Source organism: Microvirga flavescens (assembly GCF_003290125.1).
Taxonomy (GTDB): Bacteria; Pseudomonadota; Alphaproteobacteria; order Rhizobiales; family Beijerinckiaceae; genus Microvirga; species Microvirga flavescens.
Genome location: NZ_QMKH01000001.1, coordinates 438,014 through 464,226, shown reverse-complemented (window position 1 = coordinate 464,226; position 26,213 = coordinate 438,014). Strand labels below are relative to the sequence as shown.

The window sequence follows — 26,213 nt, the reverse complement described above, 5'->3', positions numbered from 1 at the left end:
CATGGCCTGGAACGTCTATCTGCTGTTTGCCCCGGCCTGCTTTGCCATCAACCTCGCCTTTGGCCCCAACAACCTGTTGTCGGTCACTTACGGCATGCGCTACGGGGTGCGGTCGGCGGCGCTCGCGGCGCTTGGCCGGCTCGTGGCCTTCGCGCTGATGATCCTTCTGACGGCCGTCGGCCTTGGGGCCGTTCTCGCCGCGTCGGAGGTGGCTTTCACGGTCGTGAAATGGGTCGGGGCCGCCTATCTCGTGTGGCTCGGCATCAAGATCCTCCGGACCGCCAGGACCGGCGGGATCGAAGCGAAGGAAGCATCCTCACCGCAGCCGCTCTCAGTTCTCGTCGCGCAGGAATTCTGGACAGCCATCGGTAATCCGAAGGCCATTCTCGTCTTCACGGCCTTCTTTCCGCAATTTCTCGATCTCAACGCCTATGGCGCGAGCTTTCTGGTGATGGGCGCGACCTTCCTTCTTCTCGAGGTCGTCGCCGTCGTTCTCTACGCCCTGCTCGGGCGGCGTCTCGGCGCGCTGGCGCGCACCGGTCCGGTGCTGACCTGGTTCAACCGCCTCTCCGGCTCGATCATGATCGCCTTCGGCATCGCGCTCGCCTTCACCAGAAGGCCGGCGTGAGCCCTGCGGAAAACGGCAGACCAGTCGCGCCGTAAAAGTCTTCGAACAGCCAATAACCGGGCCGCGCAGCAAGATCGCTGCGGGGGAGGGTAGAAAGTCAAAAGTGAAGCGTTATGTTATCTCGTACACACTTCACTTTTACCCTATAGATCGGGGCCTCGAATCGATCGCTGCATCGGAGAACACTTAATGCCGACCAATCACGTCATCAGCACGGCCAACTCCATCAACGTCACCGGGCGCAACGGCCTTGAAATGGCCGACGGCGATACCCTGTGGCTCGATGACGGCGGATCGATCCGGGTGGGGGACACGACCCATTACGGCGTCAATGTTGCCGCCGGAAATGTCCGGATGAATATCGACGGCATTGTCGATGCCTATCTCGGCGCGCTCCAGTTCTTTGGGACCACCAGCGCGACCATCAACATCGGCCGCACCGGAAAGCTCAATTCGGCTTCCCCCATCTCAGGCACAATCGAGTTCGGCGCCACGGCTGGTCTTCTGATCATCAACAATTACGGCAGCATCGCCATGACGGGAACGGGCGCGGCGATCGCGACAACCGGCGTGCTGCAGCTTTTCAACGCCGGTCTGATCACCGGGGCCGCGAACCTGACCGCCATCTATGGAAGCGATCGGGACGACATCATCAATAATGCCGGACGGATCCAGGGCCACATCGAGTTCGGCCTCGGCAACGACATTTATTACGGCGCGGGTGGCACGGTCGAGGGAACCGTGCGCATGGGCGCGGGCAACGACCGCTTCTACGGCGGAACGGCGGACGAATCCGTCGACCTGGGCGCAGGTGACGATTTCGTCGATGGCGGCGCAGGTCTGGACACGCTCGTCGTCAGCAATCTCGGGCCTGTGACGATCAATCTCGCCCTCACCGGTCCCCAGGACACGGGGCAGGGCATCAAGACCATCGTCAACGTGGAGAATGTCACCGGTTTCAATGCCAACGACACGCTGATCGGTAATGGCGAAGCCAACCGGCTCGATGGTCGCGACGGCAACGACACCCTCGATGGCGGCGGCGGAAACGACACGCTGGTGGCGGGGTACGGCGACGACAGCCTCATCGGCGGCGACGGCTACGACATCGTGGTCTTCGATGGCGCAAGATCGGCTGTCTACGCCAACATGGCGAACTCCACTGACGCGAACAACACCTTCGGCGCGGATGTTTACGTCGGCATCGAGGCCTTGCAGGGCAGTCAGTATGCCGACCATTTCATCGGCGATGCCGCCGGCACCGCCTTCTTCGGCATGGCGGGCGACGACCAGCTGGAGGGTGGCGCGGGCGACGATACGCTTGACGGCGGCGCGGGTGCCGACCGTCTTTACGGCAACGCCGGCAACGATACCTTTTTTGTCGATCAGGCCGATACGGTTATCGAGGCCGCGAATGAAGGTATCGACACAATCATCGCCGGGTTTTCCTACGCGCTCGGAAGCCATCTCGAAAATCTGGTAGTGACGGGCGAAGGCGCGTTCACGCTCACGGGCAACACGCTCGACAATACGCTGACCGGCAATGCCGGAGCGAACACCTTGACCGGCGGCGCAGGCAACGATGTGCTGACGGGTGGCGCTGGTCGCGACACGTTCGTTTTCGATGCCGCCTTGAACAAGAGAACCAATCTCGACCGGATCGTCGACTTCAACGTGAAAGACGACACCATCTGGCTCGACAACAAATACATGCCGAAGCTCGGCAAAGGGACGATCGCGAAACCCGGAAAGCTCGACAAGAAAGCGTTCTGGATCGGCTCAGCGGCCCACGATGCGGATGACCGCATCATCTACGACAGCAAGAAGGGGCTGGTCTATTACGATGCCGACGGCACCGGCCGTATCAAGCCGGTCGAGATCATGAAGATCGCCAAGGGCCTGAAAATGACCGCCGCCGACTTCTTCATCATCTGATGCGCAAGGCCGGGTTCTCCTAACGAACGATGCCGCAACCCTTGCCAAACTCAGGCTTTCGCGCCTAAACGCTTCACCGTCATGACCGGAACAGGACCCGGCCATGACGGTGAAAAATTCGATCGAGGAAACCGCATCATGGCAACGCACAAGCTTCTCCTTCTCCCCGGCGACGGCATCGGCCCGGAGGTGATGAAAGAGGTCGAGAAGCTCATCGGCTGGTTCGCCAAGCGCGGCGTCGGGTTCGAGACCGAGAAGGATCTCGTCGGCGGCGCGGCCTATGACGCCCATAAGGTGGCGATTTCCGAAGATGCCATGAAGCGCGCGCAAGCCGCCGATGCGGTGCTGTTCGGCGCGGTCGGCGGCCCGAAATGGGACGGTGTTCCTTATGCGGCGCGCCCCGAGGCGGGCCTGCTGCGGCTGCGCAAGGATCTCGGCCTCTTCGCGAACCTGCGCCCGGCGATCTGCTATCCGGCGCTCGCCGATTCCTCGACCCTCAAGCGCGAGGTGGTCGAAGGCCTCGACATCCTCATCGTGCGCGAACTGACCGGCGGCGTCTATTTCGGTGAGCCGAAGGAACTCGTGACGCTGGAGGACGGCTCGCAGCGCGCCGTCGATACGCAGCTCTACACCACGGGCGAGATCGAGCGCATCGCCCGCGTCGCCTTCGACCTCGCGAAGAAGCGCCGCAACAAGGTCTCTTCGGCGGAGAAGAGCAACGTCATGAAGACCGGCGTTCTCTGGCGTCAGGTCGTCTCGCGCGTTCACAAGGCCGAGTTTGCCGATGCGCAGCTCGAGCATGTGCTCGCCGACAACGCGGCGATGCAGCTCGTGAAGAACCCGAAGCAGTTCGACGTGCTCGTTACCGACAACCTGTTCGGCGACATTCTCTCCGACATCGCCGCCATGCTCACCGGTTCGCTCGGCATGCTGCCCTCCGCGGCGCTCGGCGCGGAAGATGCGGTGACCGGCAAGCGCAAGGCGATGTACGAACCCGTGCACGGCTCGGCTCCCGACATCACCGGCAAGGGGCTCGCCAATCCGCTGGCGATGATCGGCTCGTTCGGCATGGCGCTGCGCTATTCCTTCGGCCTGACCGAAGAAGCGGACCTTCTGGAGAAGGCGGTGACCAACGTCCTCGCCTCCGGCACCCGCACCAAGGACCTCGCCGCCGCCGGCACGAACGCGGTGAGCACGACGGACATGGGCGATGCCATCGTCAAGGAACTCAACGCCCTGTCCTGACACCCGGCAGGACGATCGGCGCAGGATCGAAGAGCACCCTTCACGGGTGCTCTTTTCATTTCCAGAAAAGATGCGCGGTGGCGCTGCGACGCTCTGTCCTCAGGCGCAGTTTCAGGTTGACGGGCGCGCCGGATCGGCCCATTTCACCGGTGTAGTCGTGCTGCACCGAAGGGGCCGCGACTCGTCAACCAGGAACTTTGAACCCCATGCCAAGCGACAGTCACAGTCGATCGACCGTGCCGTCATCGGCCTTCGCGAACGCCTGATCGCTTGATCGGGCTCACCCGCGACAGGCCGTGACGGCCGGTCGGAACAGAGGTGAGCCCATGATCCTCAACCGTCTATTCAAAGCGCGCCGCAACGAGGCGGCAAATTCCGCATCCGTCGAAGATCGCGACGAGGGATCGGCGCTGGTCATCCTCCTGATGATGGCGCTCGTCTTCGCGCCGATCATCGGCCTGCACATCGCCTATACCGCCTTCAACAGCCCGACCGCTGATTCCGTGCGTCTTGCCCATTCGAAGATCGACGCGGCGCAGCGGTAATCCCGCGCCGCGCTTCTCCGGTTTCGGCTAGAGGGTGGCCGTGTCTCCGTAAAACACGATCAGCCTCCAAACTTCTTCAACGACCGCATGATCGGGGAGAGCAACCGGGTTTCTTGTTCTGCTCATGCCTAGCGAACCGATCCCGTGCTCTCGATGGGCGGCAGCGGCGGGAAGGGATTGCGCGCGCCGATGAAGGGGCCGCCGATGGGATCGGGCAGGACGCCCACGCCGAAACGCTCCTTCTGGCCGATCCAGGGCGGCGAGGTGAGATAGGAGATCTCTCCTTGCGTCGCGTAGCGGTTCAGGGTGCCGACCGGCACGACGGTGCCGGGGTCGAGGAAACTGCGCGGCTTCACCCGCAGGACGAGCGGGCGCTCATGCCGGTTCTGTGCCGAAGCAGTCGCGAGCAGGATGGGCAGGGTGGCGAGAGACGCGATACCGACGAGAACGAGACGACGCATGATCGACCTCCATCGGGGAAAAGTGCAGGCGGTTTTGCCCACTCTCTCCGCAATTGATTCAAGCACCGCTCCGTTGGAAATGTTCCGCTTGTCCGGTGAGGATTAAGGGGGATGGATCGTCATCCATCGCCTGTGCCGGAAGTGTCCGGGTCAAGGCCGCGCTGTCGCTTTTGTGGGACTCGCGAAAGCGGTGTGTGCGCCTGGCGGGCAGAGCCCGATGTGGTTGCGTTCGGCCTGCGCGAAAAGAGTCTTCAGAGCCGCGTTGCCGGCATCGGCAAGGGCGATGCGGTCGATGAAGCAGGCAAGCTGCGCTTCATCGAGGGGCTGTGCCTGCGAGCCGCAGCGCCAGCCGAGAAAGCCGAACCCGGTGGCCTCGTCGCTGAAGCGGAAAGCCTGGCAGCTCTGCTCGGTGCGGTCGACGAGGGTGATGGCTGCCATCTCCATCGGTCCGAACTTCGTGACGATGGTCTCGCTTGGTGCGTTGCGCGTCACGGACAGGCTCGCCTCCGCCGCGCGGCGCACGAGGTCGAGATAGAGCGTGCGGCGCGGCTCCTGCACGTTGGTGGTGAAGGTAAGGCGCGCATAGCCGGATTCGCCAGGCTGGCCGAAGGTCAGCGTGTCCGCGCGCCCGCCCGAGCTGTGGCGGCGCGCCTCGAACACGCTCGGCGCAGCTTTATCGAGGGCGAAGATGGAGTTCGGCCTGTCGATGGCGGCCCAAGCCGGAGCGGGAGCCGTCAACGTCGCCACCGGAATCTCGCGCGGGCCTTGCAGCACCTCCTGCTGTTCGACGCGATCCTCCCGCTTCGCCAGATGGACGAGACCGGCGACGATCACGCCGGAAAGGATCAGCATGCGCAGCCACGGCCATTCCCGGCGCGTGCGCGTGCGCGCACGCGGTCGCTCGTCCTCGATGAGGTCGAACGTGTCGTCATCCCAGTGGGACAGGGCCTTCGGCATGCCGGTCACGGTCTCCGGATTTCTTTTCCGGGTGTTGTTCTACCGTAGCACTGGCCTGGGATCGAAAACTTCTGGTAAGCAACGTGAATCAAAGGTTACCGCGAAAAAGTCGCCCGCATGTCCGATCTTCAGATTCGCCTCGCCGAAGAGCAGGACGCGCCCGCCGTCGCGGCCCTGATCCGCGCCCTGGACCTGCACTATGTCGGGCCCGATGTGGCCCAACCCCTCGAGCCGACGCACGACATGGTGGCGCGCAGCATGGATGAGCGAGAGGGCACCCGTTATGCGCTCGCCTTCCGCGAGGGCCGCGCGGTCGGCCTTGCCTGTTTTGCCCTGTTGCGGCCCGGCTTCAAGTTGTCGGGGCTGATGTTCGTGAAGGAGCTCTTCGTGGACGAAAGCGCGCGCGGGCAGGCGGTGGGTGCGGCCATGATGGAATGGCTCGCGGCCTATGCCCGCCAGCGCGGCATCACCCGCATCGACCTCACCACGGATGCTGGCAATCGCGGCGCGCGAGCCTTCTACGAGCGGCTTGGCGGAAGGCGGATGGACAAGGTGTTCTACCGCTTCGATCTGTCGAAGCCCGTGCTGGGCCAGGAGTGACGATACGCTGAATTCGGCCGGGCCAAGAATTTCAGCCAAGGCAAGAATTCAGCCAAGGGACGACAAGAGATCCCTTGACGCGGCAAACTCTTTGGTGTGTTTCTGAAAACCTAGGTTTTGCGCGAAGCAGGCCCAGGACTGGACGATGGCAATGACGATGCTCACGCAGACGACGAGCAAAACGAAAACCGTCACGACGGCCGTGAAAACGGCCGAGTAGCCTCGTCGTCCCCGGTCCTCTCTCCCGTCGGGGCGAGAGGCGACACCCTAATAGGGTTTTCAAGTTTTCCGGGGAGAGCGCGAACAGGAGAAGTCACATGGGTTACAAGGTCGCCGTCGTCGGCGCGACAGGCAATGTAGGCCGCGAGATGCTCGCCATTCTGGCGGAGCGAGCCTTCCCGGTGGATGAAGTGGTGGCGCTGGCCTCGCGCCGCAGCCAGGGCACGGAAGTGTCCTTCGGCGACAAGACGCTGACGGTCAAGACGCTCGACACCTACGACTTCTCCGATGTCGACCTGTGCCTCATGTCGGCGGGCGGTGAGATCTCCAAGGAATGGTCGCCGAAGATCGCCGCGAAGGGCGTCATCGTTATCGATAATTCCTCCGCCTGGCGCTACGACGCTGACGTGCCGCTCGTCGTTCCGGAAGTGAACGCGGAAGCCGTGCGCGGGGCGAAGAAGGGCATCATCGCCAACCCCAACTGCTCCACCGCCCAGCTCGTCGTGGCGCTGAAGCCCCTGCACGACCAAGCCACCATCAAGCGCGTCGTCGTCGCGACTTACCAATCGGTGTCCGGCGCGGGCAAGGACGGCATGGACGAGCTCGACCGCCAGACCAAGGCGCTCTACTCGCTGCAGGATGTGGTCGAGAAGAAATTCCCCAAGCGCATCGCCTTCAACGTGATCCCCCACATCGACGTGTTCATGGAGGATGGGTTCACGAAGGAAGAGTGGAAGATGATGGCGGAGACGAAGAAGATCCTCGATCCCAAGATCAAGCTCACCGCCACTTGCGTGCGCGTGCCGGTCTTCATCGGCCATTCGGAAGCGGTGAACGTGGAATTCGAGAAGCCGATCACGGCGGACGAGGCCCGCGACATCCTGCGCTCCGCACCCGGCGTCATGGTGGTCGATAAGCGCGAGCCCGGCGGCTACATCACCCCGCACGAAGCGGCGGGCGAAGACGCGACCTACATCTCCCGCATCCGCGAGGACATCACGGTCGAGAACGGCCTCGCCTTCTGGTGCGTCTCCGACAATCTGCGCAAGGGCGCGGCGCTGAACGCGATTCAGATCGCCGAAGCGATGGTCAATCGCGGGCTCCTGCCGTCGAAGAAGAAGGCGGCTTAAGAGAGGTTTTCAAAGAAAAGGCCGCCTCGGAAAGCGGCCTTTTTCTGTTGAAAGTTGAGGCCAAAAATGCCGCTCTACACTTTCGTGATGTCCTACAAAGGCAGAACGGCTGTCTATCAGCACCGGAAAAGCAACTTCAAAGGTTGGCTTTCTCAAGTCATTGCAGCAGGGTTCCCAGATTTGGCAAAGGACAAAGCTTTTACAACAATCCGGTTAGGTGAGCCCGAAGCAATACCGAATGTTGCCCATGTATGGCGCTTCTCTGTCAAATTGGCAGAGGGAGAACTGATGGTTCACGTAGTCGAAACTAAGAACTAAAGGGCGGGCTGGCGATCAACCTCCCGCATCCCGCGAGCTGAACATCGAAATCCGCTCCGGCATGTCCTCCACCGCCGGCTTGAACGCGCCGGTCTCAGGATCGCGCACCATGAGCACGCCTGTGGCGACGCCGAAATAAGCGCCGTGCAGTTGCAGCTTGCCGCGTTCGACGAGAATGCGCACGCACGGAAACGTCATCAGGTTCTGCAGACTGTTCTCGATGGCGGCGAGTTCGAGCTTTGCCTGATATTCGGCCATGTCACCGGTACGCGGGCCGATGCGTTCGGCGGCGGGAGCGACGAGGTTCATCCAGCGGCCAATGAAATCGCCGGGTGAGAGCGGCGCGGTATCGTCTGCGAAAGCCCGGATGCCGCCGCAGCGCGCATGACCCATGACGACGATGTGCTTCACGCGCAGCGCCTGCACGGCGAATTCCAGCGCCGCCGACGTGCCGTGATAATCGCCGCCCGTCTCATAGGGCGGCACGAGATTGGCGACGTTGCGCACCACGAACAATTCGCCGGGGCTCGCATCGAAGATCGCCTCCGGCGAAACGCGGCTGTCGCAGCAGCCGATGACCATGATCTCGGGAGATTGCCCCTGTTCCGCAAGTTTTTCATATCGGTTCTTCTCGCGAGCGAAACGCTCACTGAGAAAAGCGCGATAGCCCTCGGTCAAACGGGTGGGAAACATGGGGCCGCCTCCTTGTATCTTTTATAGAGCGGTGTCGTCACGAAGCGGTATCTTGCGCCAGCTTCGCCAATTCCACATTGGCCCCGCAGAGCAGCACGCCGACCCGCTCACCGGCCTGGGGCTTATAGGCTCCCGAGACGAGCGCGGCCAGAGCGGTTGCGCCGCCGGGTTCGCTGGCGATGCGCCAATCCCGCCAGAGCAGAGCCTGCGTCTGCCGGATGGCCTCGTCGGTGACGAGCGCGACGTGGTTCACCGCTTCGCGGCAGATGGAATAGACGAGATCGCCGGTGTTGCGCGCGCCGAGCGAATCGGCGGCGAGCGAATTCACCTCCACATCGACGGGGCGGCCTGCTTCCAAACTCGCGTGGAGCGCGCGCGATCCCTCCGGCTCGACGCCAACGACCTTCATGCGCCCCGCCCAGTAGCTGGCGACGCCGGAAATCAGCCCGCCGCCACCCACGGCGACGAGCACCGTGTCGAGGGGCGCGCCGTCCTCTTCCCATTCCAGCGCCACGGTGCCTTGGCCCGCGATGGTTGCCTCGGCAGCGAAGGGGTGAATGCGCAGCGCGCCGCTCTCGGCCACATAGCGGTCGCAAGCCTCCTGCGCATCCGCATAACGCGCGCCGCCGATGACGACCTCCGCGCCGTGCGAGCGGATGACCGCGATCTTCGCGGGGCTCGAAATCTCCGGCACGAAAATGCGCGCCTTCACGCCGAGCCGGCGCGCCGCATAGGCCACCGCTGCGCCGTGATTGCCGCCTGACGCCGCCGCGACGCCCGCCTCGGGGACCGTGCTCGAGAGAATGTTGTTGAACGCGCCGCGCGCCTTGAAGGAGCCGGAATGCTGCAGGTATTCGAGCTTCAGGCTCACCGGCCCCTCATGCCCGAAGGCCCCCGGCAGCGTCCAGACCGGCGTGCGCCGGATATGGGGCGCGATGCGGGCATGGGCGGCTTCGATGTCGGCGCGGGAGACGATGGGCATTTCGGCTTGCTCCTCAAGGGTCCAGATGGCGACGGGCAGGCCGTGAGTATCGCGATCCGGCGGCGAAGGAAATGACCGTCCGTCGCCTTTCGCGATGTCCCGCGCCACCGCCAGCGCCGCCATCGCGTCGAGAAGATCGTCGGCCTCGGCCCCGCCGAAGGGGCGCGCATCGATCAAATGAGAAGGCAATCCGGCGCGGGCGAGAAGGCTGCGTCTTAAGGCGAGCCCCGGCCCATAGGGGCGATTCTTCACCTTCTTCGGCTCGTGGAGAGCCTTGCCGCCGTTGAGGGACCAGAAGGCAAGCTCGGGATGAACCTCGTAAATTCGCGCGGCAAGGTCCGGCTGGGCACGCAGCAGGGCATCGATCTCGCGGATCTTGGGGAAAATCATGAAGCCCTGCTTCGAGACCTTGCGGGAGGGCGTCGAGGTCGCGGCGGCGAGGGCGCAGGCCTGCGCGAAGCTTTCCGCATGGACCGCTGGGCGCGAGGGGATGGAGAAGACGGAGGACTGTCGCAGTCCGAGGAGGGGCCTGACGAGTTGCTCCGGCCGCCGCCCCGGTCCGTCGATGGCCTCCGGCAGGCCGATGGGCATATCGACGGCGATGATGCCATCTGCCTCGGGCATTGCGAGCAGAGCCTCGAATGTCGGTGCGATGTGAAAGCGCGTGGAGGACGGTTCACCCAGCTTCATGAAGGCTGCAATCCAGCCCGACTGGCACCCGTCCACGCCTGCGATCCACATCTTGCGCCTCTCCCAGACCTTCTTCCCGGTTGGCTTGCGTCGCTCCGGCCTTATTAATTGTCAAATCAGAGCAGCGAGAAACAGCATGGCCGAAATCCGCCCCCGCCGTAGCGTTCTTTACATGCCGGGCTCCAATGCCCGCGCGCTCGAAAAGGCGCGGACGCTGCCCACCGACACGCTGATCTTCGATCTGGAGGACGCCGTCGCGCCTGAGGCGAAGGAAACGGCACGCGCCCAGGTTATCGCAGCGCTGGAGGCGGGTGGGTTCGGCCCGCGCGAGCGGGTCGTGCGCATCAACGCCATCGATACGCCCTGGGGCGAGGCCGATCTCGGGGCGGTGGCGAAGGCCGCGCCGGATGCGATCCTCGTGCCCAAGGTGTCGTCCGCGGAGGCGATTGCCGCCATCGGCCTTCGCCTGCGGCGGCTCGGCCTGTCGGAGACGACGACGCTCTGGGCGATGATCGAGACGCCGCTCGCCATCCTGAACGTTGCGGACATCGCCAGCACCGCGCTCGACGCGGATACGCGGCTTGAATGCTTCGTGCTCGGCACGAACGATCTGGCGAAAGAGACGCGCGCGCGGCTCGTCCCCGGCCGTGCGCCGATGCTGCCCTGGCTGATGACGACCCTCGCCGCCGCCCGCGCCTACGATCTCGACGTCATCGACGGCGTCTACAACGATCTTGCAGACGAAAGCGGATTCAAAGCCGAATGCGAACAGGGCCGCGATCTCGGCTTCGACGGCAAGACGCTGATCCACCCGAACCAGATCGCCATCGCGAACGAAATCTTCGCACCCAGCTCCGAAGAGATCGCGCGCGCAAAAATCATCGCGCAGGCGTTCGAGCGCCCCGAAAACGCGAACAAGGGCGCCATCGCCATCGAAGGCCGCATGGTCGAGCGGCTCCACGCGGACATGGCGCGGCGGACATTGGCGCTGGCGGAGGCGATTTCCGCGAGCGCAGCGAATTTCGAGTAAGGCGAAAACGACTCAAGGCAGCGTTGGTTGAACGACCGCTTTCGCATAAATCTCGCGGTTGATCTCAAGGATCTCGACGCAGAGCTGGATGTGAGTGTCCGGTGAGCTCGGGTATATGCTCTTGAGCTCCTCGAGCAGCATCATGGACAGAGACTTTTTTATATCGGGAGTCCTGCCGCTCATGAGTGAGAGCTTTGCATGAACGAAAGCTCTTTTGTTGGGTGCCGTGCCGATGACGAAGTGGTCCAACGCGACCGCACGGCTTTTGATGTCGATCTCATCAAAATGTCCGGAGCCAGCAAGCGCCTTGTTCAACTGCAGCAAAGCTGCCTCTTCATCAAAACCGCGCAGGTTCTTTGTGTATTCCAACTTCAGATGCGGCATGCGTTTCGATTTTCTCGTGAAAGCTCGTCGATGGCGTGACCCGGAAACGCAGGGTTCCAGATTCGAGTACCGGCTTCGCGCTCTTATTCCGTCAGCGGCCGCGCTTCTTCCGGCAGCATGATCGGAATGCCGTCGCGGATCGGGTAGGCGAGCTTGGCCTGACGGCTGATGAGTTCCTGCTTCTGCGCATCGTAGTCGAGGGAAGCTTTCGTCAGTGGGCAGACCAGAAGTTCGAGGAGCTTGGGATCGACGCGGGTCGCCTCAACGGGCAGGGCTGTTTCGTTGGTCATGGCCGTTTCCTGGATTCCGCAAGATCTAAGGCGAGAAACCGGGTTCCCGCTTGTTCTGATCATGCTCTATTGAAGGGTCGTATCGGAACCGCTGCCGCCACGGGCAAGCTCGATTTCGGTGAGGGCGATCAGAACTTCCGCGCGCGTTTTGAGGTCGGGCGCTTCGAGCAGCGCCTGCTTCTCGCGCGGGCCGAACGGGCTCATCATGCACAGCGCGTTGACGAGCGCCTCGTTCGGCGCTTCCTCGATGCCTTTCCAGTCCACGCGTACGTCGGCGGCTTCGACGAAATCGCGCAAGGCTCTCACGACACCGGCGCGGTCCACCTCAGTTTCGCCGGCCCGGGCGATGAAGTCGCTGGCGAAGGGTTCGAAATCGACCTGGCATTGCCGGAAAGGCGTCGTCGTCAGAAGCTCTTCCTCGATGTGAAAACGCGCGACGCCGACAAGCGTGATGAGATAGCGCCCGTCACCGGTTTCCGCGAATTGCGTGATCCGTCCCGCGCAGCCGATGTTGAAGAGCCGGGGCGTCGCCGCCGGGCCGGCGCGGTCCGGATCGGGCTGCACCATGCCGATCAGGCGGTCTCCCCGCAAAGCTTCATCGACCATCGCCAGATAGCGAGGCTCGAAGATGTTGAGCGGCATTTGGCCACGCGGCAGAAGCAGGGCGCCGGTGAGCGGGAAGACGGGAATGGTCGCCGGGCAATCCTGCGGACAACGATACACCACGTTCAGGCCCATGCCGGACGCTCCTGGCTGGATAATCGGCGTCAGGCAAACAGAAGCGAGGACAACCGCCGCCGTCCGGCAACCGTCATCTCGTCCGTGGGGCCCCAGGCCTCGAAGAACTGGACGAGTTGCTTGCGCGCACCGTCTTCGTTCCAATTGCGGTCGCGGCGGACGATTTCAAGAAGCTGATCGACGGCTTCTTCCTGCCGCCCGCGTGCATTGAGCGCGAGCGCCAGATCGAAGCGGGCCTGGTGGTCGAGCGGGTTGGCCTCGACGCGTCGCGACAACTCAGCGACGTCGCCGAGGGATTCCGCCTGCTCGGCGAGCTCGATGGCTGCGCGCGCGCCGGCAATCGCCGGATCATTGGCCTTGGCCTCGGGGGCCATGCTCAGAAAGCGCTTCGCGCCTTCGAGGTCATTCAGGGAAACGTGCAGCTTCACGAGGGCCGCGAGAGCGGCGACATTGTCGGGCTCCTGCGCGAGCACCGCCGCATAAAGCTCGGCGGCTCCGGCGGCATCGCCGTCCGCCACGGCGCTGTCGGCCTCCTGCAAAAGCTCATCGATGGCGCTCGGGCCGATGGGGCCAACGAGGCGCTCGATGAAGCCCTTGATCTGGCCCTCGGGCAGCGCGCCCATGAAGCCGTCCACCGGCTGGCCGCGCTGGAAGGCGAACACGGCGGGAATGGATTGCACGCCGAGCTGCCCCGCGATCTGCGGATGCTCGTCGATATTCATCTTCACGAGCTTCACCTTGCCGCCGGCGGCGCGCACCGCCTTTTCCAGAACGGGGGTGAGCTGCTTACACGGGCCGCACCAGGGGGCCCAGAAATCGACCAGGACCGGCTGCTTCAGCGATTCGGTCAGGACGTCCTGGCGAAAGTCCGCCGTGGTGGTGTCCTTGATGAGATCGTCGGCGGGGTTACCGTTCGGGAGCGTTCCGGGTGCGGTGTCGGCGAGCATGTCGTCCCTCGAAAGGTCGGAGAAATCGGTTTCATCCCTCAAATGGGATTTTAAGGCGCGTTTGGCAATTCCACCGCCGGCTCGGGCAGGCGCAGGATGATCGGCTCATGCCCCGTGGCGCGCAGGAACTTGACGAGATCCTCGCGGGATATGCCCGTCGTCATGGAATTCACCAGGGGGTGAAAGTTCACCCGCTTGTGCTCCATGAGGTTGGCGTCGAGAATCATGGTGACCCGGCCCTCGACGTCGTTGGCGACGGCAAAAGGGGTCACCGAACCGGGTTCGACTCCCAAAACCTCGCGCAGCTGATCGGCCGAGCCGAAGGAGAGGCGGCCCGAAGCGCCGAGCGCCTCGTGGGTCCGCTTCAGGTCGATGGCGGTGGCGTGCTCGGCGGTGATCAGGAACAGGCGGCCCTTCTTGTCTTTCACGAAGAGGTTCTTGGAATGGGCGCCGGGAATGCGTGCCTTGACCGGGGCCGATTCGGCCACCGTGAAGACGGGTTCATGCTCCACCGTCTCGGAAGGGATTCCAAGCGCGGCGAGCTTGTCCAGCAACTGCTTCGGCGTGAGGTGCGGCAAGGCCGGAACTCCCATTCGGCGTCTCCCTTGGCGCTTTGGCTTCTAAAGATCTCGTTTCCTGCCCTCAAGCGGTCGTTTCGTAAATCTCGGAAAATTCGAAACGGACCCTCTTGCAATGTGAATCGTTTTGGGGCACATGAGCGGCCTCGCAACGGCGCAGCGCGCCGCGGAGCGCGGGTGTAGCTCAGGGGTAGAGCACAACCTTGCCAAGGTTGGGGTCGAGGGTTCGAATCCCTTCGCCCGCTCCAATTTTCTCAACAAAATTGGCAGCGATCACAAAAACGGCCTTCGGGCCGTTTTTTGTTTCGCGACTTGCTATGCCCCTTCAATAGCCAGACTGTCACGCCACGACCCGCAGCACCGTCGTGATCGGTGTGCTGCGTTTCAGGGTTTTCGTCACGGGCGTCTTCTCGGCGATTTCGAGGAGGCGGCTTTGCCGGTCCGGGTCCAGGGCCTCGCTCAAAGTCACCTCTCTCGTGATGCTCTCGTTGCCGGCCTCGTCGCGCGCGAAGCGGGTGTCGACGGCGATCTGGCCTAAATCCCAGCCCTTGCGGTCGGCATACATCCGCAGGGTGATCGCGGTGCAGGCGGCAAGGCCCGAGAGCAGCAATTCGTAAGGAGAGGGCCCCGTATCCGTGCCGCCGAGGCTTTGCGCCTCGTCGGCGGTGAGATGGTGCGTACGGGCGCGGATTTCGGTCGCGTATCCGGCCGTGCTGACGAGATGGACGGTGGCCATGCGGTTTCCTTGCTGGAGGCGGATCAGGCTTCTGGAAGCGGGATGAATTCGGTCTCATGGGGCACATGGGCGAAGCGGCCTGTCTTCCAGTCCTCCTTCGCTTGCTCGATGCGCTCCTTTCGCGACGACACGAAATTCCACCAGATGTGGCGCGGGCCTTCCAGCGCCGTCCCACCGAGGAACATCATGCGTGTCGGTTTCACCGCGCGCACGGTGATGCGGTCGCCGGGACGGAAGATCAGCAGGCGCGGGCCCTCGAAACGCTCGCCCGCGATTTCCACCTCGCCCTCGACCACGTAGATCGCGCGCTCTTCGTAGTCAGCATCGAGAGGCGCGCTCAGGCCCGCGGCGAGGGACACTTCCACGTAGAACCAGTCCGAGACCATCTCGACCGGGGCTTTGACGCCGAAGGACGAGCCCGCGATTACACGGGCCGTGACGCCTTTATCTTCAACGACCGGCAGGCTCTCGGCGGAAAAATGCTGGAAGGAGGGGGCGATCTCCTCCCTGTCGGCCGGCAGGGCGATCCAGCTTTGCAGGCCGAGCATGTGCCCGCCATGGCGTTCGGCTTCCGGTGAGCGTTCGGAGTGAGCGATGCCGCGTCCCGCGGTCATCAGGTTCATGGCGCCCGGCGCGATGTCCTGAATATTGCCGTTGCTGTCGCGGTGAGTGATGCGCCCGTCAAAGAGATAGGTCACCGTGGCAAGCCCGATATGCGGGTGCGGGCGCACGTCCATGCCGTGGCCTTCAATGAATTGCACCGGGCCGAAATGATCGAAGAAGATGAAGGGCCCGACCATCTGGCGCTTGCCGTGCGGCAGCGCGCGGCGCACGGAAAAGCCATCGCCGAGGTCGCGCACGCGTGGCACCACCACAAGCTCCAGCGCGTCGCAGGATTTGCGGTCGCCGAGGATCGGGTCTTCGGTGGGAAGCCAACTCATCGCACATCTCCTTATTCCGCTTTTTGTTCGCGAGAGAGAATAGGCATTTCACCCGCCCCGCAAGGCGCATTCGGGAAAACGGCCTTTGCAGGACAAGCTGCTGATTCCAGATGAGCATCAGCAGCCGGTTTGCAAAGGCGAGGGCCCTTTTTTGGAGTATTTCATTGTGGGGCCTCGGCCCTGCATATGATAGAGGCCTTGCCGGTCCGCCGGACGCTGGCGGATCAACCCCGAGAAGGCACGGATCGCACATGGAATTGCCGCCGCTTCTGCGTCAGGGCGTGGACGATGCGCTCGCCGGAACGCCGCTTGCCGATCTCAGCCGGGCGGCGGGGGCGTTGTCGGCCCGCTATCGGGCCGAAGTGCGGGACGGGCGGTTCCATCTCTCCGACGATCTTGCCGCGCGGGCTTATCTCGCGACGCGCCTGCCCGCGACTTACGCGGCGATCCGCGCTGCGATGGAGGCGGTGGCTGAAGGGCGGCCTGATTTTGCACCTGCGTCCCTTCTCGATCTCGGAGCCGGCCCCGGCTCAGCTCTATGGGCTGCCGCCGAATGCTGGCCGCATTTGCAAAACGCTCTCCTGATCGAAGGTAGCGCCGCGATTCGCGCCTGGGGCGAACGGCTCGCCGCTGCGCTCGCCCTGAGTGTCGAATGGCGGGAGGGCGACGTTGCGGGAAACTTGCCCGACTTTGCCCCCCGCGATCTCGTGACGCTCGCTTATGTGCTCGACGAACTGGACCCGCAGGCGCGCGGGCCCCTCATCGACCGTCTCTGGGCCCTGACCGGAGACACGCTTCTCATCGTGGAGCCGGGAACACCCGCCGGGTGGGAGCGGGTCCTTGCCGCCCGCGCGCGGCTCATCGCCTCAGGCGCGCATCTCATCGCGCCCTGTCCCCACGCCTTGGCCTGCCCCCTCGTCGCGCCCGACTGGTGCCATTTCTCCCGCCGCGTGGCGCGTTCTCGCCTGCACCGGCAGGCGAAGGGCGCGGAGGTGCCGTGGGAAGACGAGAAGTTCATCTACATCGCCGCCTCGCGACATCCGGCAGCGCACCTCTCCGCCCGCGTCATCGCACCTCCGAGGGCCGGGAGTGGCCAGGTGCGCTTGAAGCTGTGCCTTGAGAAAGGCGCGGCAGAGGAACGCCTTTACACCAAGCGCGACGGGGCGGCCTTCAAGGCGGCAAGGCGCGCCGATTGGGGCGAGGCTCTTTAAGCGGCCGGTTTGCGGCAAGGTGCGCCCTCGTGGTAACGCCACTGCTTTCAAGGGCATGAGAGCCCATACGAGAGTTTTGACGACGATGGCCGGCAGGAAACCTCTTTTTCGCGGCGACACGCTTCCGCTTCTTGGCCGTCTTTGGCGGGACTGGATGCGTCCGCACGCGAAGACGCTCTTTCTGGTGCTGCTCTTTGTCGCCCTCGTCGCGGCGGCGACCGGGCTTTACCCGGTGCTCATCAAGATGGCCTTCGACGCCTTCACGGCAAAGGATGAAACCGCGATCCGCCTCGCGCCGCTCTTCGTCATTGCCGTCACGTCCGTGAAGGGCTTTTCCCTGCTCGCGCTCACCGTGCTCACCAACAAGGTCGTGACACAGATCGAAGCCGACATGCAGACGGCGCTTTACGGCCATCTCATCGATGCCGATCTCGCGCAGATCTCGCGGGAGAGCCCCGCCGCGCTGACCCAGCGCTTCACCACGGATTTTCTCTTCATCAAGGAGGCGCTGACGCGCCTTTCGACCGTTTTCCTGCGCGAAGTCACCACCATTATCGCGCTGATCGGCGCGATGCTGTGGATTGATCCCGTGCTCACCATCGCCGCTGCCGTCACGGTGCCGTTCATCGCGCATCCCATCGGCAAGATCAGCAAGAAGCTGCGCCGCTTCGCCCTCTCCACGCAGGAGCAGACGGGCCAGATGGCGAGCCACATCACCGAGAGCCTCGCCGGCACGCGCGTCGCCAAGACCTACGCGCTCGAGGGCTACCTCAAGGACAAGGCGGCGCGGACCTTCGATGAGATCCGCAAGCTCAAGATGAAGGCCGCGAACGCGCGCGGGCGTCTCGATCCGCTGCTCGAAGCGGGCGGCGGCTTCGCGGTCGCCGTGGTGTTCATCATCCTCGGCTGGCGCATCACCTCCGGCGGCAGCACGGTGGGGGATTTCTTGAGCTTCGTCTCCGCGCTCATCATGGCGGCGCAGCCCATCCGCGCGCTCGGCAACCTGCATGCCATCGTGCAGGAGGCAGCGGCCTCCCTGCAGCGCACTTTCGCGGTGATGGATGATGCGCCGCAGATCACCGACAAGCCGGGCGCGAAGCCGCTCGTCATGAAAGGCGGCGAGGTTCGCTTCGCGGATGTCGTGTTCCGCTATCGGGACGATGCGACCGCTCTTCGCGGTGTCGACCTTGTCGCCCGTGCGGGCACGACGACGGCGCTCGTCGGTCGCTCGGGCTCGGGTAAGTCCACGCTGCTCTCCCTCGTGCCGCGTCTCTTCGATGTAACGGGCGGCGCGGTTCTCATCGACGGGCAGGACGTGCGCGACGTGACGCTGCGCTCCTTGCGCGCCAACATCGCCGTCGTCAGCCAGGACGTGGTCCTGTTTGACGACACGGTTCGCGCCAACATCGCCTTCGGCCGCCCGGATGCGTCCGAGGAGGATATCGTCGCCGCTGCCAAGGCCGCCGCGGCGCACGATTTCATCGTGAAGCTGCCGGAAGGCTACGACACCATCGTCGGCACGGGAGGCGGGCGTCTCTCCGGTGGTGAGCGCCAACGCGTGTCGCTTGCGCGCGCCTTCCTGAAAAACGCGCCGATCCTGCTGCTCGATGAAGCGACGAGCGCGCTCGATTCGGAATCCGAGCGTCTGGTGCAGGAGGCGATCAAGGTCCTGATGCGTGGGCGCACGACTCTTGTCATCGCGCATCGTCTTTCCACCGTCCGCGATGCCGAGCGCATCGTCGTCATGGAGGAAGGGCGCATCGCCGAAATCGGCTCGCATGAGGATCTCATGGCCGAAACGGGGATCTATGCGCGGCTCAACCGCCTGCAGCTCTCGCAGGACGTCGAACCGGCGGCTTAGAGGCTGATCGTGCCTCTTTGAAACACGATCAGCCTCTCGTTTCCTTTATTGCCGCATGATCCGGGCGAACAACCGGTTTCCACTTGTTCTGATCATGCTCTAGACAGGAAGAGGCTATTCGCGCCGCATCAGCCGGTCGACGAGAATGTTCGACCAGAAGCCCGGCTTGAAGTCCTGCTCCAGCGCCTCCGGATCATAGACCGTTTCGACCCAGGTGAGGAACGGAATGCCCTTGGCCTCGCCCTCGGTGCGGTAGCGCTCGAAGAACGCGTCGAGAATGCCGGTCTTCGAAAAACGGAAATGACCGTAGCGCAGGGACAATTGCCGCAAGGCCTCGTCCACGGACTTGTTCTCGTGAACGATGAGATAGAGCGCCGCGACGAAACCGGCGCGGTCCGCGCCGGACTTGCAGTGCAGGATGACCGGATAGGCGAGGGAATCGAAGAAGTCCTTCGCCGACAGGAGGGTTTCGCGATCCGGCGCGCCGCGCGAGCGCACGATGAACTCGGTCAGTTGAATGCCGAGCCGGTCGCAGGTCTCCTTCTGCAATTGCCACGAGCCGTGCTCGCGTCCGCCGCGAAGGTTGACGATGGTGCGGACCCCCGCCTCCTTCAGGCGCGCGATCTGATAGGGCGCGGGCTGCGCCGAGCGCCAGAGCTTGGCCGTCACCTGATGCTTGTTGAGGTACGCGAGCCGGAACACGCCGTGATCGACCAGCAGCATGTTGGCCCAGGCACGCAGGCGTCCCCCGCCGCTCTCGATGGGGCGGTCCCACCGGGCGATGCGGGCCATGCGCCGGGCATAGCGGGTTTCAGGTTTCAGAAAGCGGTTGATCAAAAGGGGCTCGTAATCGCTGACGACAGGGCCGCCCTTAGCAGGCGAGGCCATGAAGGGCAATGTCGGGGCTCATGGGATGGTTTGCGAGGGAGAATAAAGAACGCGGCCCAGCATGGCTGGACCGCGTGAAATGAAAGGGCAGACCCAACGGCCTGCGATGAACATTTTCATTATGCGTAGATAAGAAAACTTTCGTGAGTCAAAAGCAGAGACTTCGAAAGAACGGCGAACTTCACCGCCGCCGCAGCCCCTGTCCCATCCGGATCGTAAGAAAGTGCGCCGGTGAGATCGTCATAAATGATCCGGTCATCCGCATCGTGAGCCCGCGCTCCGATGAAGAAGGCCGTTTCGCCAAGCACTCCCTTGTCGATCTTCGTGAAGATCGACCGCGCGAGATGAATCGCGTCCTCGCCGGGAGTGAAGTCGACAATTGTGTCGCAATTGGCCGTAGAGCTGGGCTTTTTGTTGAACACGAACGAATCCGTTCCCGTTCCGCCCTTCAGCCGGTCGTTGCCGAGGCCGCCGACGAGCACGTCGTTGCCGCCGCAGCCGCTGAGACTGTCGTTGCCGCCATTGCCGATCAGGACATTGTTCTGCGCGTTGCCGATGAAGGTGTCGCGCCCTTCGCCGCCCGCGAGATTCTCGATGGAGACGAACGTGTCCAGCCCCTGGCCGGTCTGCTGCGGGCCGGTCCTGTTCAGGTTCGCCTTGATGGCGGCGCTGCCCCAGAAATAGGCCGTGTCGGTTCCAGTGCCGCCGTTCAGAAGGTCGTCCCCCGCGCCGCCGTTGAGGGAATCGTTGCCCTTGCCGCCGGAGAGACTGTCATTGCCGGCCTCGCCGAAAAGGGCGTCGCTGCCTTCGAGCCCCTGAAGGGTGTCGTCGCCCAGCCCGCCGTAACGGGCGTCCTTGCCGGCGGTGCCGCCCGGGGCGTCCGCGCCCTCCGTTCCGAACCATGTGTTGAAGCCGGAAGCCGAGGCGCGTCCCCAGGAATCGGGCATGGCCGGACGCAGCGGAAAGATCTGAGGAAGCATTGGTGGCGGCGCGATGGCCGTCGACATCATGTCGACGGCCTCGCCCCCACTTGAATAAAAGAGGTTGACGTCTGGCTCACCGAAAAAGGTGAGAAAATTCTCGTCCACCCCGTCATTATTGCTCATGACGCTCATCGCACTAGCGTTTTACAATTTAACGTGCCGACGTCAGATCTTGAAAATCTTGGCGGCGGCTTATTTTTTGCTACAGCATTACTTTTCGGCATGCAACCTTGTTCCTGTGGGGAAGGTCACGAAACCACATATGACCCATCCAGAAACCGAGCGCGCCATCCAAACGTGTAGGAAGGCGCAGAAAATCAGGAACTTCGAATGGGTCGGTTGCCGCCCTGCGGCCTGTCGTGTAAGGGGTGCCTTTCGACAAAACCCTTCCGGGCGGAAGGGGGCCGCCTCTTTGTGTGTCTGGCCCCGGACCGTTCCGTCCGAGAACAAGAATTCAGGAGAGCGACAATATGTCGTCAACCTTCGACACCGTCGCCGGCATCATTTCCGAAACCGCGGACATCCCGCGCGAGCAGATCACGCCGGAGAGCCACGCGATCGACGATCTCGGCATCGACTCGCTCGCCTTCCTCGACATCGCATTCGCGATCGACAAGGCTTTCGGCATCAAGCTGCCGCTCGAGCAGTGGACGCAGGAAGTCAACGAGGGCAAGGCTCCGGCCGAGGAGTACTTCGTCTTGAAGAACCTCGTCGCCCGCATCGACGCCCTCATCGCCGCCAAGGCGTAAGACCGCCATGCGCCTCGAATATTTCGAGATGATCGACCGCGTCGTGGTTCTGGACCGCGACGCCAGGCGGATCGAGGCGCAGTCCACGGTGCCGATGGAAAGCCCCGTCTTCGAGGGGCATTTCCCCGGGCATCCACTGGTGCCGGGCGTTCTGTTGACGGAAACGATGGCACAGGCCTCGGGCTACCTGATCCTGGGCCTGATGGATTTCACCCACATGCCGTTCCTCATGGCGGTCGACAAGGCGCGGTTCCGCACCTTCGTCGGGCCTGGAACGGTTCTGTCGATCACCGCGACGCTCGAACATGAAGGTTCGGGCTATGCGGTGACGAAGGCGAAGATCGCGGTCGAGGGCAAGCCGATCTGCGATGCGGAGCTGCGCTTCCGCATCATGCCCTTCCCGGCGGATCTCGACGGTCAGATGCGCGCCCAGGCGCGGCGGATCGGTTTGTTGACGGAGGCTTGAGGCATGCGTGAAGTCGTCGTGACGGGCATCGGTCTCGTCTCCTCGGTGGGGGAAGGGGTCGAGGCTCATGTGGCCGCCCTGCAAGGCGGCGCGACGCCCCGCACGGATCTTACGAGCTTCGCGCCCTATCCGGTTCATCCGGTCACGGTTCCGAACTACGACACGCAGATCGCCAAGAAATCCGACCAGCGCCAGATGGAGCCGTGGCAGAAGCTCGGCTGCTATTCCGCGGGCCTTGCCCTCGATGCCGCCCAGGCGAAAGAGGATGCCGCGCTCAAGAGCGCCATGCACCTTGTCGTCGCGGCAGGCGGCGGCGAGCGCGATTATGCGGTGGACGGCCAGATCCTCACCGGTCTGCGCAGCGCCGCAAATCCCGGCGTCTATCTCAACGAACGCCTGATGAGCGATTTGCGCCCGACCCTGTTTCTGGCGCAATTGTCGAACCTGCTCGCGGGCAACATTTCCATCGTCCACGGCGTCACGGGAGCCTCCCGCACCTTCATGGGCGAGGAATCGAGCGGCGTCGATGCGCTTCGCATCGCGCAGGCGCGCATCGCGTCTGGCCAGAACGACATCTTTCTCGTCGGCGGCTCCTACAATGCGGAGCGCCCCGACGCGCTTTTGATCTACGAGATGGGCGGCTTCCTCTGGAAGAAGCCTTTCGCCTCCGTGTGGGATCGACCCGCGCAAGGCGGCGGCATGATCCTCGGCTCGGGCGGTTGCTTCCTCGTGCTCGAATCCCGCGAACATGCCGACAAGCGCGGCGTGAAGCCGCTTGCGGCGATTGCCGGCATTTCCTCCGAGCGCAGCCGCCGTGAGTCCGGCAGCGTGGCGAAGGCCCTGCGCGAGGCTGCGACGCAGCTCGGCGCGAAGCCCGACGTGTTGCTCTCCGGCGCGACCGGCGTGAAGGGCATCACGGAAGAAGAACAGAGCGCGTTGCGTGACATCGCGCCGAACGCCAAGCTCCATGCCACGGCGGATCTTGTCGGCCACACGGTCGAGGCGCAGGCGCCGACAGGCGTGGCGCTCGCCGCCGCCCTGATCGCCAAGGGCGAGGCGCAAGAGGCGCTCGTCACATCCGTCGGCCATTGGCGCGGTGAAGGCGCCATCCGCCTGATGAAAGCTTCTTGAGGAGAACGGCAATGGCGCTTCGCGACAAAAAAGGCCGCCCCCTCGTTGCCGTCACCGGCATGGGCGTCGTCACCTCCATCGGTCAAGGCAAGGATGACACCTGGGCCGCGCTGACGGCGGGCAAGTCCGGCATTCACCGCATCACGCGTTTCCCGACCGAAGGCTTGCGCACGACGATCGCGGGCACCATCGACACCGTTTCCGTCGAACCCTTCTGCGCGCCGATGCTCTCCGAGCGTCTCGCCATGCTCGCTGCCGAGGAGGCGGTGGGGCAATCGGGCCTCAAGCGTGGCGACTTTCCGGGCCCGCTCTTCATCGCGGTGCCGCCGGTCGAAATGGAATGGCCGCAGCGCCAGGCGCTCGCCGAAGCCTCCGGCCAGAACGGCGACGTGACCTATGCCGACCTTCTGAAGGCCGCCTCCACGGGCAAGTTCAAGGCCTGGCACGATCTCTTCATCTTCGGCACGGTCGCCGACCGCGTCGCCGACAGCTTCGGCACCAAGCATTCGCCGATCTCGCTCTCGACCGCCTGCTCATCCGGCGCGACCGCGATCCAGCTCGGCGTCGAGGCGATCCGTCGCGGCGAGACGAAGGCGGCCCTGTGCATCGGCACCGACGGCTCGGTGAACCCGGAATCGCTGGTGCGCTTCTCGCTTCTCTCCGCGCTCTCGACGCAGAACGACGTGCCGGAAGCGGCATCCAAGCCCTTCTCGAAGAACCGCGACGGCTTCGTCATGGGCGAGGGCGGCGCGGCGCTCGTTCTCGAAGACGCGGAAGCGGCGATGGCGCGCGGCGCGAAAATTCTCGGCTACGTGCTCGGCTGCGGCGAAAAAGGCGACGGTTTCCACCGCACCCGTTCGAGCCCGGACGGCGCGCCGGGGATCGCCGCGATCCGCGATGCGCTCGAGGATGCGGGCGTTTCTCCCGATGAGATCGACTACATCAACGCGCACGGCACATCGACGCCGGAAAACGACAAGATGGAAGCCCAGAGCTGCACCGCCGTGTTCGGCGAGCGCATGTCGCAGCTTCCGATCTCCTCCAACAAGTCGATGATCGGCCACACGCTGACGGCGGCGGGCTCGGTGGAAGCGGTGATGTCGCTACTCACCATCGCCAACGGCCGCATTCCGCCGACGATCAACTACACCATCCCCGACCCTGCGATCCCGCTCGACGTGGTGCCCAACGTGGCGCGCGACGCGAAGATCGACCTCGTTTTGTCGAACTCCTTCGGGTTCGGCGGCCAGAACACCTGCCTCGTCCTCGGCGCAGAGCCGAGGTGAACTCAAAGCGGTAATCAATGACCCGTATTCTCGTCACAGGCGGCGGCAAGGGCGTGGGCGCGGCCATCGTGCGCGCGCTGGTCGCGGCCGGCCACGATGTGGATTTCACCTATCGCTCGTCGGGCGATGCCGCGACGGCGCTGGCCGCTGACCTCATGGCCGCGCATCCCGGCCGCAAGGTCGCCGCGCATAGCCTCGACCTTGCCGACAAGGCGGCGCTCGAAGCGTTCTGCGAAAGCCTTGAGGGCGAGGCCTTCTTCGGCTTCGTGCACAATGCCGGCCAGCCCTACGACGCGCTCGCCGCCGTGATGCAGCAGGACAAGGCGGAAGCCGCGATGCAGGTGAATTTCTGGTCGCTGACGCGCATCGCCAAATCCCTCATGCGCGGCATGATCCGCGCCAAGGCGGGCCGCATCGTCGCCATCGGCTCGGTCGCGGCGCTGCAGGGCAATCCCGGCAATGCGGCCTATGCGGCCTCGAAGGGCGCGCTGATCTCCTATTGCCGGACGCTTGCCATCGAGACCGCCAAGCGCGGCGTGACGGTCAACGTCATCGCGCCGGGCTTCATCGACACGGACATGATGGCCCCTTACGCCGCCTATCGCGAGAACATGGAAAAGCAGATCCCGGCGGGCCGCTTCGCGAAACCCGAGGAGATCGCCGGCCTTGCCGTCTTCCTGATGAGCGAACCCGCCGCCTACATGACCGGCACGGTGCTCCCCATCGACGGCGGGCTGACCTCGATGATCGGCGTGCATCGGTGATAATGGCTTTTATCGGACGGTTTTCCTATATAACATGGCTAGGCGATCATGAACAGGATGACGTCGAGCGGCTCACATGTTGGAACAATTTCTTCAAGAATATGGAACCTTAGTTACTTCTATTCTTAGCGTTGTCGCCACAGCTTTGGCTGCAGTAGCCACGTATCGAGCCCCGGTCATTGCCGCAGAGGTCTCTGAAAAAATGCGGAGTGCAAACTCCCGAGAGGAAGAGCGCCGCCGGACGCGACTTCTAGTATTCTTCACGCTTATGCAGGAACGCGCCACAATTGCTTCCCCATTAGCAGTGCAAGCTCTCAATTCTATCGACGCTGTTTTTGACGATTGCAAAGATGTAAGAGAGGCTTGGGCCGATCTTTATCATGCATTCGGCCAAACTAACTCTATACCGTGGCCTCTAGTAGAGGATAAAATCCGGGAATTGCTTCGTACAATGGCAGCAGCATTAGGATTGTCCGCTTCTCTAAAGCGAGACGATTTCTCTAGGACATATTATCCAACAGCTCTTGCTGAAGAGAATTATATCAAAAACCTTGAGCGGGCTGCAGCCAAACAGAGATTAGAGCAATCAATGTTATCACCTGTGGCAAATACTGCTCCTAATTTTGGTGATTCTGCAGCTTAAGTAGAATCTCTTTATTCGAGTTTTCTACGTGATCGATATTGTAGCCGCCGCTTGTCATCCGGCTTTTCGCCCTTTAATTCCGCGCAAACAGCTTTTCCGTCATGGCCGGGCTCGTCCCGGCCATCCACGTCTTGCTCTCGCTAAAGACGCGGATCCCCGGAACAGGTCCGGGGATGACGCCGAA

General features: G+C 63.5%; 29 protein-coding genes and 1 tRNA gene. 17 read left to right on the top strand and 13 right to left on the bottom strand.

The window, feature by feature from the left end:
* Window position 1 precedes the first annotated feature (1 nt).
* The 4 genes from DQW91_RS02015 to DQW91_RS01995 all read left to right on the top strand — a co-directional run bounded on the left by DQW91_RS02015 (window position 2) and on the right by DQW91_RS01995 (window position 4,353).
* Window positions 2–628, top strand: a complete 627-nt coding sequence (locus tag DQW91_RS02015; protein WP_112661893.1) for a LysE family translocator — start codon at window positions 2–4, stop codon at window positions 626–628.
* A gap of 189 nt (window positions 629–817) precedes the next feature.
* On the top strand, window positions 818–2,563 hold the full coding sequence (locus DQW91_RS02010; RefSeq protein WP_112661892.1) for a calcium-binding protein: 1,746 nt from the start codon (window positions 818–820) through the stop codon (window positions 2,561–2,563).
* A gap of 138 nt (window positions 2,564–2,701) precedes the next feature.
* Complete coding sequence (gene leuB, locus DQW91_RS02005; RefSeq protein WP_112661891.1) at window positions 2,702–3,808, top strand: 3-isopropylmalate dehydrogenase; 1,107 nt, start codon at window positions 2,702–2,704, stop codon at window positions 3,806–3,808.
* A 326-nt stretch (window positions 3,809–4,134) separates the two neighbouring features.
* Entirely contained in the window at window positions 4,135–4,353 is a 219-nt protein-coding gene (locus DQW91_RS01995; protein WP_112661889.1) for a hypothetical protein, read from the top strand.
* Window positions 4,354–4,481: 128 nt separating this feature from the next.
* On the opposite strand, the gene DQW91_RS01990 is transcribed toward DQW91_RS01995, so the two are convergent.
* Window positions 4,482–4,814 carry a hypothetical protein gene (locus tag DQW91_RS01990; RefSeq protein WP_112661888.1) on the bottom strand — a complete coding sequence of 111 codons (333 nt, stop codon included), beginning with the start codon at window positions 4,812–4,814 and terminating at the stop codon, window positions 4,482–4,484.
* A gap of 150 nt (window positions 4,815–4,964) precedes the next feature.
* Window positions 4,965–5,771: a hypothetical protein gene (locus tag DQW91_RS01985; protein ID WP_112661887.1), complete on the bottom strand. Its 807-nt coding sequence runs from the start codon at window positions 5,769–5,771 to the stop codon at window positions 4,965–4,967.
* Window positions 5,772–5,888: 117 nt separating this feature from the next.
* Here DQW91_RS01985 and DQW91_RS01980 point away from each other — a divergent pair, with 117 nt between their 5' ends.
* The 3 genes from DQW91_RS01980 (at window position 5,889) to DQW91_RS01970 (ending at window position 8,038) form a co-directional block, all read left to right on the top strand.
* Window positions 5,889–6,371, top strand: a complete 483-nt coding sequence (locus tag DQW91_RS01980; protein ID WP_112661886.1) for a GNAT family N-acetyltransferase — start codon at window positions 5,889–5,891, stop codon at window positions 6,369–6,371.
* A gap of 317 nt (window positions 6,372–6,688) precedes the next feature.
* The gene (locus tag DQW91_RS01975) at window positions 6,689–7,720 is read left to right on the top strand and encodes an aspartate-semialdehyde dehydrogenase (protein ID WP_112661885.1); all 1,032 of its coding nucleotides are present in this window, start codon (window positions 6,689–6,691) and stop codon (window positions 7,718–7,720) included.
* A 66-nt stretch (window positions 7,721–7,786) separates the two neighbouring features.
* Window positions 7,787–8,038: a hypothetical protein gene (locus DQW91_RS01970; protein WP_112661884.1), complete on the top strand. Its 252-nt coding sequence runs from the start codon at window positions 7,787–7,789 to the stop codon at window positions 8,036–8,038.
* 15 nt (window positions 8,039–8,053) lie between these two features.
* On the opposite strand, the gene DQW91_RS01965 is transcribed toward DQW91_RS01970, so the two are convergent.
* Together DQW91_RS01965 and DQW91_RS17305 are read right to left on the bottom strand one after the other, a co-directional pair.
* On the bottom strand, window positions 8,054–8,731 hold the full coding sequence (locus DQW91_RS01965) for a carbonic anhydrase (RefSeq protein WP_112661883.1): 678 nt from the start codon (window positions 8,729–8,731) through the stop codon (window positions 8,054–8,056).
* Window positions 8,732–8,768: 37 nt separating this feature from the next.
* The gene (locus DQW91_RS17305; RefSeq protein WP_112661882.1) at window positions 8,769–10,454 is read right to left on the bottom strand and encodes a serine/threonine dehydratase; all 1,686 of its coding nucleotides are present in this window, start codon (window positions 10,452–10,454) and stop codon (window positions 8,769–8,771) included.
* A gap of 85 nt (window positions 10,455–10,539) precedes the next feature.
* Between DQW91_RS17305 and DQW91_RS01955 the strand changes: the two genes are divergently transcribed.
* Window positions 10,540–11,433: an HpcH/HpaI aldolase/citrate lyase family protein gene (locus tag DQW91_RS01955; protein ID WP_112661881.1), complete on the top strand. Its 894-nt coding sequence runs from the start codon at window positions 10,540–10,542 to the stop codon at window positions 11,431–11,433.
* A gap of 12 nt (window positions 11,434–11,445) precedes the next feature.
* On the opposite strand, the gene DQW91_RS01950 is transcribed toward DQW91_RS01955, so the two are convergent.
* From DQW91_RS01950 to DQW91_RS01930, 5 genes are all read right to left on the bottom strand, one after another.
* Window positions 11,446–11,817, bottom strand: a complete 372-nt coding sequence (locus tag DQW91_RS01950; RefSeq protein WP_112661880.1) for a 5-carboxymethyl-2-hydroxymuconate Delta-isomerase — start codon at window positions 11,815–11,817, stop codon at window positions 11,446–11,448.
* Window positions 11,818–11,900: 83 nt separating this feature from the next.
* Window positions 11,901–12,107, bottom strand: a complete 207-nt coding sequence (locus DQW91_RS01945) for a Trm112 family protein (RefSeq protein ID WP_112661879.1) — start codon at window positions 12,105–12,107, stop codon at window positions 11,901–11,903.
* Window positions 12,108–12,173: 66 nt separating this feature from the next.
* Window positions 12,174–12,845, bottom strand: coding sequence for an LON peptidase substrate-binding domain-containing protein (locus tag DQW91_RS01940; RefSeq protein ID WP_112661878.1), 672 nt, complete (start codon window positions 12,843–12,845; stop codon window positions 12,174–12,176).
* Window positions 12,846–12,874: 29 nt separating this feature from the next.
* Complete coding sequence (gene trxA, locus DQW91_RS01935; RefSeq protein WP_112662414.1) at window positions 12,875–13,792, bottom strand: thioredoxin; 918 nt, start codon at window positions 13,790–13,792, stop codon at window positions 12,875–12,877.
* Window positions 13,793–13,842: 50 nt separating this feature from the next.
* Window positions 13,843–14,385 (bottom strand): prolyl-tRNA synthetase associated domain-containing protein, encoded by a 543-nt coding sequence (locus DQW91_RS01930; protein WP_112661877.1) that lies wholly within the window; start codon window positions 14,383–14,385, stop codon window positions 13,843–13,845.
* A 158-nt stretch (window positions 14,386–14,543) separates the two neighbouring features.
* Here DQW91_RS01930 and DQW91_RS01925 point away from each other — a divergent pair.
* A tRNA-Gly gene (locus DQW91_RS01925) sits at window positions 14,544–14,618 on the top strand.
* Window positions 14,619–14,710: 92 nt separating this feature from the next.
* On the opposite strand, the gene DQW91_RS01920 is transcribed toward DQW91_RS01925, so the two are convergent.
* Window positions 14,711–15,106, bottom strand: a complete 396-nt coding sequence (locus DQW91_RS01920; protein WP_112661876.1) for an OsmC family protein — start codon at window positions 15,104–15,106, stop codon at window positions 14,711–14,713.
* A gap of 23 nt (window positions 15,107–15,129) precedes the next feature.
* Entirely contained in the window at window positions 15,130–16,047 is a 918-nt protein-coding gene (locus DQW91_RS01915) for a pirin family protein (RefSeq protein WP_112661875.1), read from the bottom strand.
* Between the two features lie 251 nt (window positions 16,048–16,298).
* Between DQW91_RS01915 and DQW91_RS01910 the strand changes: the two genes are divergently transcribed.
* Window positions 16,299–17,258, top strand: coding sequence for a small ribosomal subunit Rsm22 family protein (locus DQW91_RS01910; RefSeq protein ID WP_112661874.1), 960 nt, complete (start codon window positions 16,299–16,301; stop codon window positions 17,256–17,258).
* 85 nt (window positions 17,259–17,343) lie between these two features.
* On the top strand, window positions 17,344–19,119 hold the full coding sequence (locus DQW91_RS01905) for an ABC transporter ATP-binding protein (RefSeq protein ID WP_112661873.1): 1,776 nt from the start codon (window positions 17,344–17,346) through the stop codon (window positions 19,117–19,119).
* A 114-nt stretch (window positions 19,120–19,233) separates the two neighbouring features.
* Here the strand turns inward: DQW91_RS01905 and DQW91_RS01900 are convergent, their stop codons facing one another.
* Both DQW91_RS01900 and DQW91_RS01895 read right to left on the bottom strand, forming a co-directional pair.
* Window positions 19,234–19,956 (bottom strand): fused DSP-PTPase phosphatase/NAD kinase-like protein, encoded by a 723-nt coding sequence (locus tag DQW91_RS01900; RefSeq protein WP_112662413.1) that lies wholly within the window; start codon window positions 19,954–19,956, stop codon window positions 19,234–19,236.
* A 170-nt stretch (window positions 19,957–20,126) separates the two neighbouring features.
* Window positions 20,127–21,113: a calcium-binding protein gene (locus DQW91_RS01895; protein WP_198411751.1), complete on the bottom strand. Its 987-nt coding sequence runs from the start codon at window positions 21,111–21,113 to the stop codon at window positions 20,127–20,129.
* A 347-nt stretch (window positions 21,114–21,460) separates the two neighbouring features.
* On the opposite strand from DQW91_RS01895, the gene DQW91_RS01890 reads away from it, so the two are divergent.
* The 6 genes from DQW91_RS01890 (at window position 21,461) to DQW91_RS16475 (ending at window position 26,029) form a co-directional block, all read left to right on the top strand.
* Window positions 21,461–21,739 (top strand): acyl carrier protein, encoded by a 279-nt coding sequence (locus DQW91_RS01890; RefSeq protein ID WP_112661871.1) that lies wholly within the window; start codon window positions 21,461–21,463, stop codon window positions 21,737–21,739.
* Between the two features lie 7 nt (window positions 21,740–21,746).
* Complete coding sequence (locus DQW91_RS01885; RefSeq protein ID WP_112661870.1) at window positions 21,747–22,205, top strand: 3-hydroxyacyl-ACP dehydratase FabZ family protein; 459 nt, start codon at window positions 21,747–21,749, stop codon at window positions 22,203–22,205.
* A 3-nt stretch (window positions 22,206–22,208) separates the two neighbouring features.
* Window positions 22,209–23,336 (top strand): beta-ketoacyl-ACP synthase, encoded by a 1,128-nt coding sequence (locus DQW91_RS01880; protein ID WP_112661869.1) that lies wholly within the window; start codon window positions 22,209–22,211, stop codon window positions 23,334–23,336.
* Between the two features lie 11 nt (window positions 23,337–23,347).
* Window positions 23,348–24,622 (top strand): beta-ketoacyl-ACP synthase, encoded by a 1,275-nt coding sequence (locus DQW91_RS01875; protein ID WP_112661868.1) that lies wholly within the window; start codon window positions 23,348–23,350, stop codon window positions 24,620–24,622.
* A 17-nt stretch (window positions 24,623–24,639) separates the two neighbouring features.
* Window positions 24,640–25,386 carry an SDR family oxidoreductase gene (locus tag DQW91_RS01870; RefSeq protein ID WP_112661867.1) on the top strand — a complete coding sequence of 249 codons (747 nt, stop codon included), beginning with the start codon at window positions 24,640–24,642 and terminating at the stop codon, window positions 25,384–25,386.
* A 76-nt stretch (window positions 25,387–25,462) separates the two neighbouring features.
* Window positions 25,463–26,029: a DUF6680 family protein gene (locus DQW91_RS16475; protein WP_157961305.1), complete on the top strand. Its 567-nt coding sequence runs from the start codon at window positions 25,463–25,465 to the stop codon at window positions 26,027–26,029.
* Window positions 26,030–26,213 lie beyond the last annotated feature (184 nt).

What these genes read in the sequence shown, in the direction of transcription:
- DQW91_RS01955 (WP_112661881.1), top strand. Translation starts at nt 10,540, where the DNA reads ATGGCCGAAATCCGCCCCCGCCGTAGCGTTCTTTACATGCCGGGCTCC.
- DQW91_RS01950 (WP_112661880.1), bottom strand. Translation starts at nt 11,817, where the DNA reads ATGCCGCATCTGAAGTTGGAATACACAAAGAACCTGCGCGGTTTTGAT.
- DQW91_RS01965 (WP_112661883.1), bottom strand. Translation starts at nt 8,731, where the DNA reads ATGTTTCCCACCCGTTTGACCGAGGGCTATCGCGCTTTTCTCAGTGAG.
- DQW91_RS01885 (WP_112661870.1), top strand. Translation starts at nt 21,747, where the DNA reads ATGCGCCTCGAATATTTCGAGATGATCGACCGCGTCGTGGTTCTGGAC.
- DQW91_RS01895 (WP_198411751.1), bottom strand. Translation starts at nt 21,113, where the DNA reads ATGAGCAATAATGACGGGGTGGACGAGAATTTTCTCACCTTTTTCGGT.
- DQW91_RS01940 (WP_112661878.1), bottom strand. Translation starts at nt 12,845, where the DNA reads ATGGGCCTGAACGTGGTGTATCGTTGTCCGCAGGATTGCCCGGCGACC.
- DQW91_RS17305 (WP_112661882.1), bottom strand. Translation starts at nt 10,454, where the DNA reads ATGTGGATCGCAGGCGTGGACGGGTGCCAGTCGGGCTGGATTGCAGCC.
- DQW91_RS01920 (WP_112661876.1), bottom strand. Translation starts at nt 15,106, where the DNA reads ATGGCCACCGTCCATCTCGTCAGCACGGCCGGATACGCGACCGAAATC.
- DQW91_RS01890 (WP_112661871.1), top strand. Translation starts at nt 21,461, where the DNA reads ATGTCGTCAACCTTCGACACCGTCGCCGGCATCATTTCCGAAACCGCG.
- DQW91_RS01905 (WP_112661873.1), top strand. Translation starts at nt 17,344, where the DNA reads ATGGCCGGCAGGAAACCTCTTTTTCGCGGCGACACGCTTCCGCTTCTT.
- DQW91_RS01985 (WP_112661887.1), bottom strand. Translation starts at nt 5,771, where the DNA reads ATGCCGAAGGCCCTGTCCCACTGGGATGACGACACGTTCGACCTCATC.
- DQW91_RS01945 (WP_112661879.1), bottom strand. Translation starts at nt 12,107, where the DNA reads ATGACCAACGAAACAGCCCTGCCCGTTGAGGCGACCCGCGTCGATCCC.
- DQW91_RS02015 (WP_112661893.1), top strand. Translation starts at nt 2, where the DNA reads ATGGCCTGGAACGTCTATCTGCTGTTTGCCCCGGCCTGCTTTGCCATC.
- DQW91_RS02010 (WP_112661892.1), top strand. Translation starts at nt 818, where the DNA reads ATGCCGACCAATCACGTCATCAGCACGGCCAACTCCATCAACGTCACC.
- DQW91_RS01975 (WP_112661885.1), top strand. Translation starts at nt 6,689, where the DNA reads ATGGGTTACAAGGTCGCCGTCGTCGGCGCGACAGGCAATGTAGGCCGC.
- DQW91_RS01880 (WP_112661869.1), top strand. Translation starts at nt 22,209, where the DNA reads ATGCGTGAAGTCGTCGTGACGGGCATCGGTCTCGTCTCCTCGGTGGGG.
- DQW91_RS01980 (WP_112661886.1), top strand. Translation starts at nt 5,889, where the DNA reads ATGTCCGATCTTCAGATTCGCCTCGCCGAAGAGCAGGACGCGCCCGCC.
- leuB (WP_112661891.1), top strand. Translation starts at nt 2,702, where the DNA reads ATGGCAACGCACAAGCTTCTCCTTCTCCCCGGCGACGGCATCGGCCCG.
- DQW91_RS01930 (WP_112661877.1), bottom strand. Translation starts at nt 14,385, where the DNA reads ATGGGAGTTCCGGCCTTGCCGCACCTCACGCCGAAGCAGTTGCTGGAC.
- DQW91_RS01995 (WP_112661889.1), top strand. Translation starts at nt 4,135, where the DNA reads ATGATCCTCAACCGTCTATTCAAAGCGCGCCGCAACGAGGCGGCAAAT.
- DQW91_RS01915 (WP_112661875.1), bottom strand. Translation starts at nt 16,047, where the DNA reads ATGAGTTGGCTTCCCACCGAAGACCCGATCCTCGGCGACCGCAAATCC.
- DQW91_RS01990 (WP_112661888.1), bottom strand. Translation starts at nt 4,814, where the DNA reads ATGCGTCGTCTCGTTCTCGTCGGTATCGCGTCTCTCGCCACCCTGCCC.
- trxA (WP_112662414.1), bottom strand. Translation starts at nt 13,792, where the DNA reads ATGCTCGCCGACACCGCACCCGGAACGCTCCCGAACGGTAACCCCGCC.
- DQW91_RS01970 (WP_112661884.1), top strand. Translation starts at nt 7,787, where the DNA reads ATGCCGCTCTACACTTTCGTGATGTCCTACAAAGGCAGAACGGCTGTC.
- DQW91_RS01870 (WP_112661867.1), top strand. Translation starts at nt 24,640, where the DNA reads ATGACCCGTATTCTCGTCACAGGCGGCGGCAAGGGCGTGGGCGCGGCC.
- DQW91_RS16475 (WP_157961305.1), top strand. Translation starts at nt 25,463, where the DNA reads ATGTTGGAACAATTTCTTCAAGAATATGGAACCTTAGTTACTTCTATT.
- DQW91_RS01875 (WP_112661868.1), top strand. Translation starts at nt 23,348, where the DNA reads ATGGCGCTTCGCGACAAAAAAGGCCGCCCCCTCGTTGCCGTCACCGGC.
- DQW91_RS01910 (WP_112661874.1), top strand. Translation starts at nt 16,299, where the DNA reads ATGGAATTGCCGCCGCTTCTGCGTCAGGGCGTGGACGATGCGCTCGCC.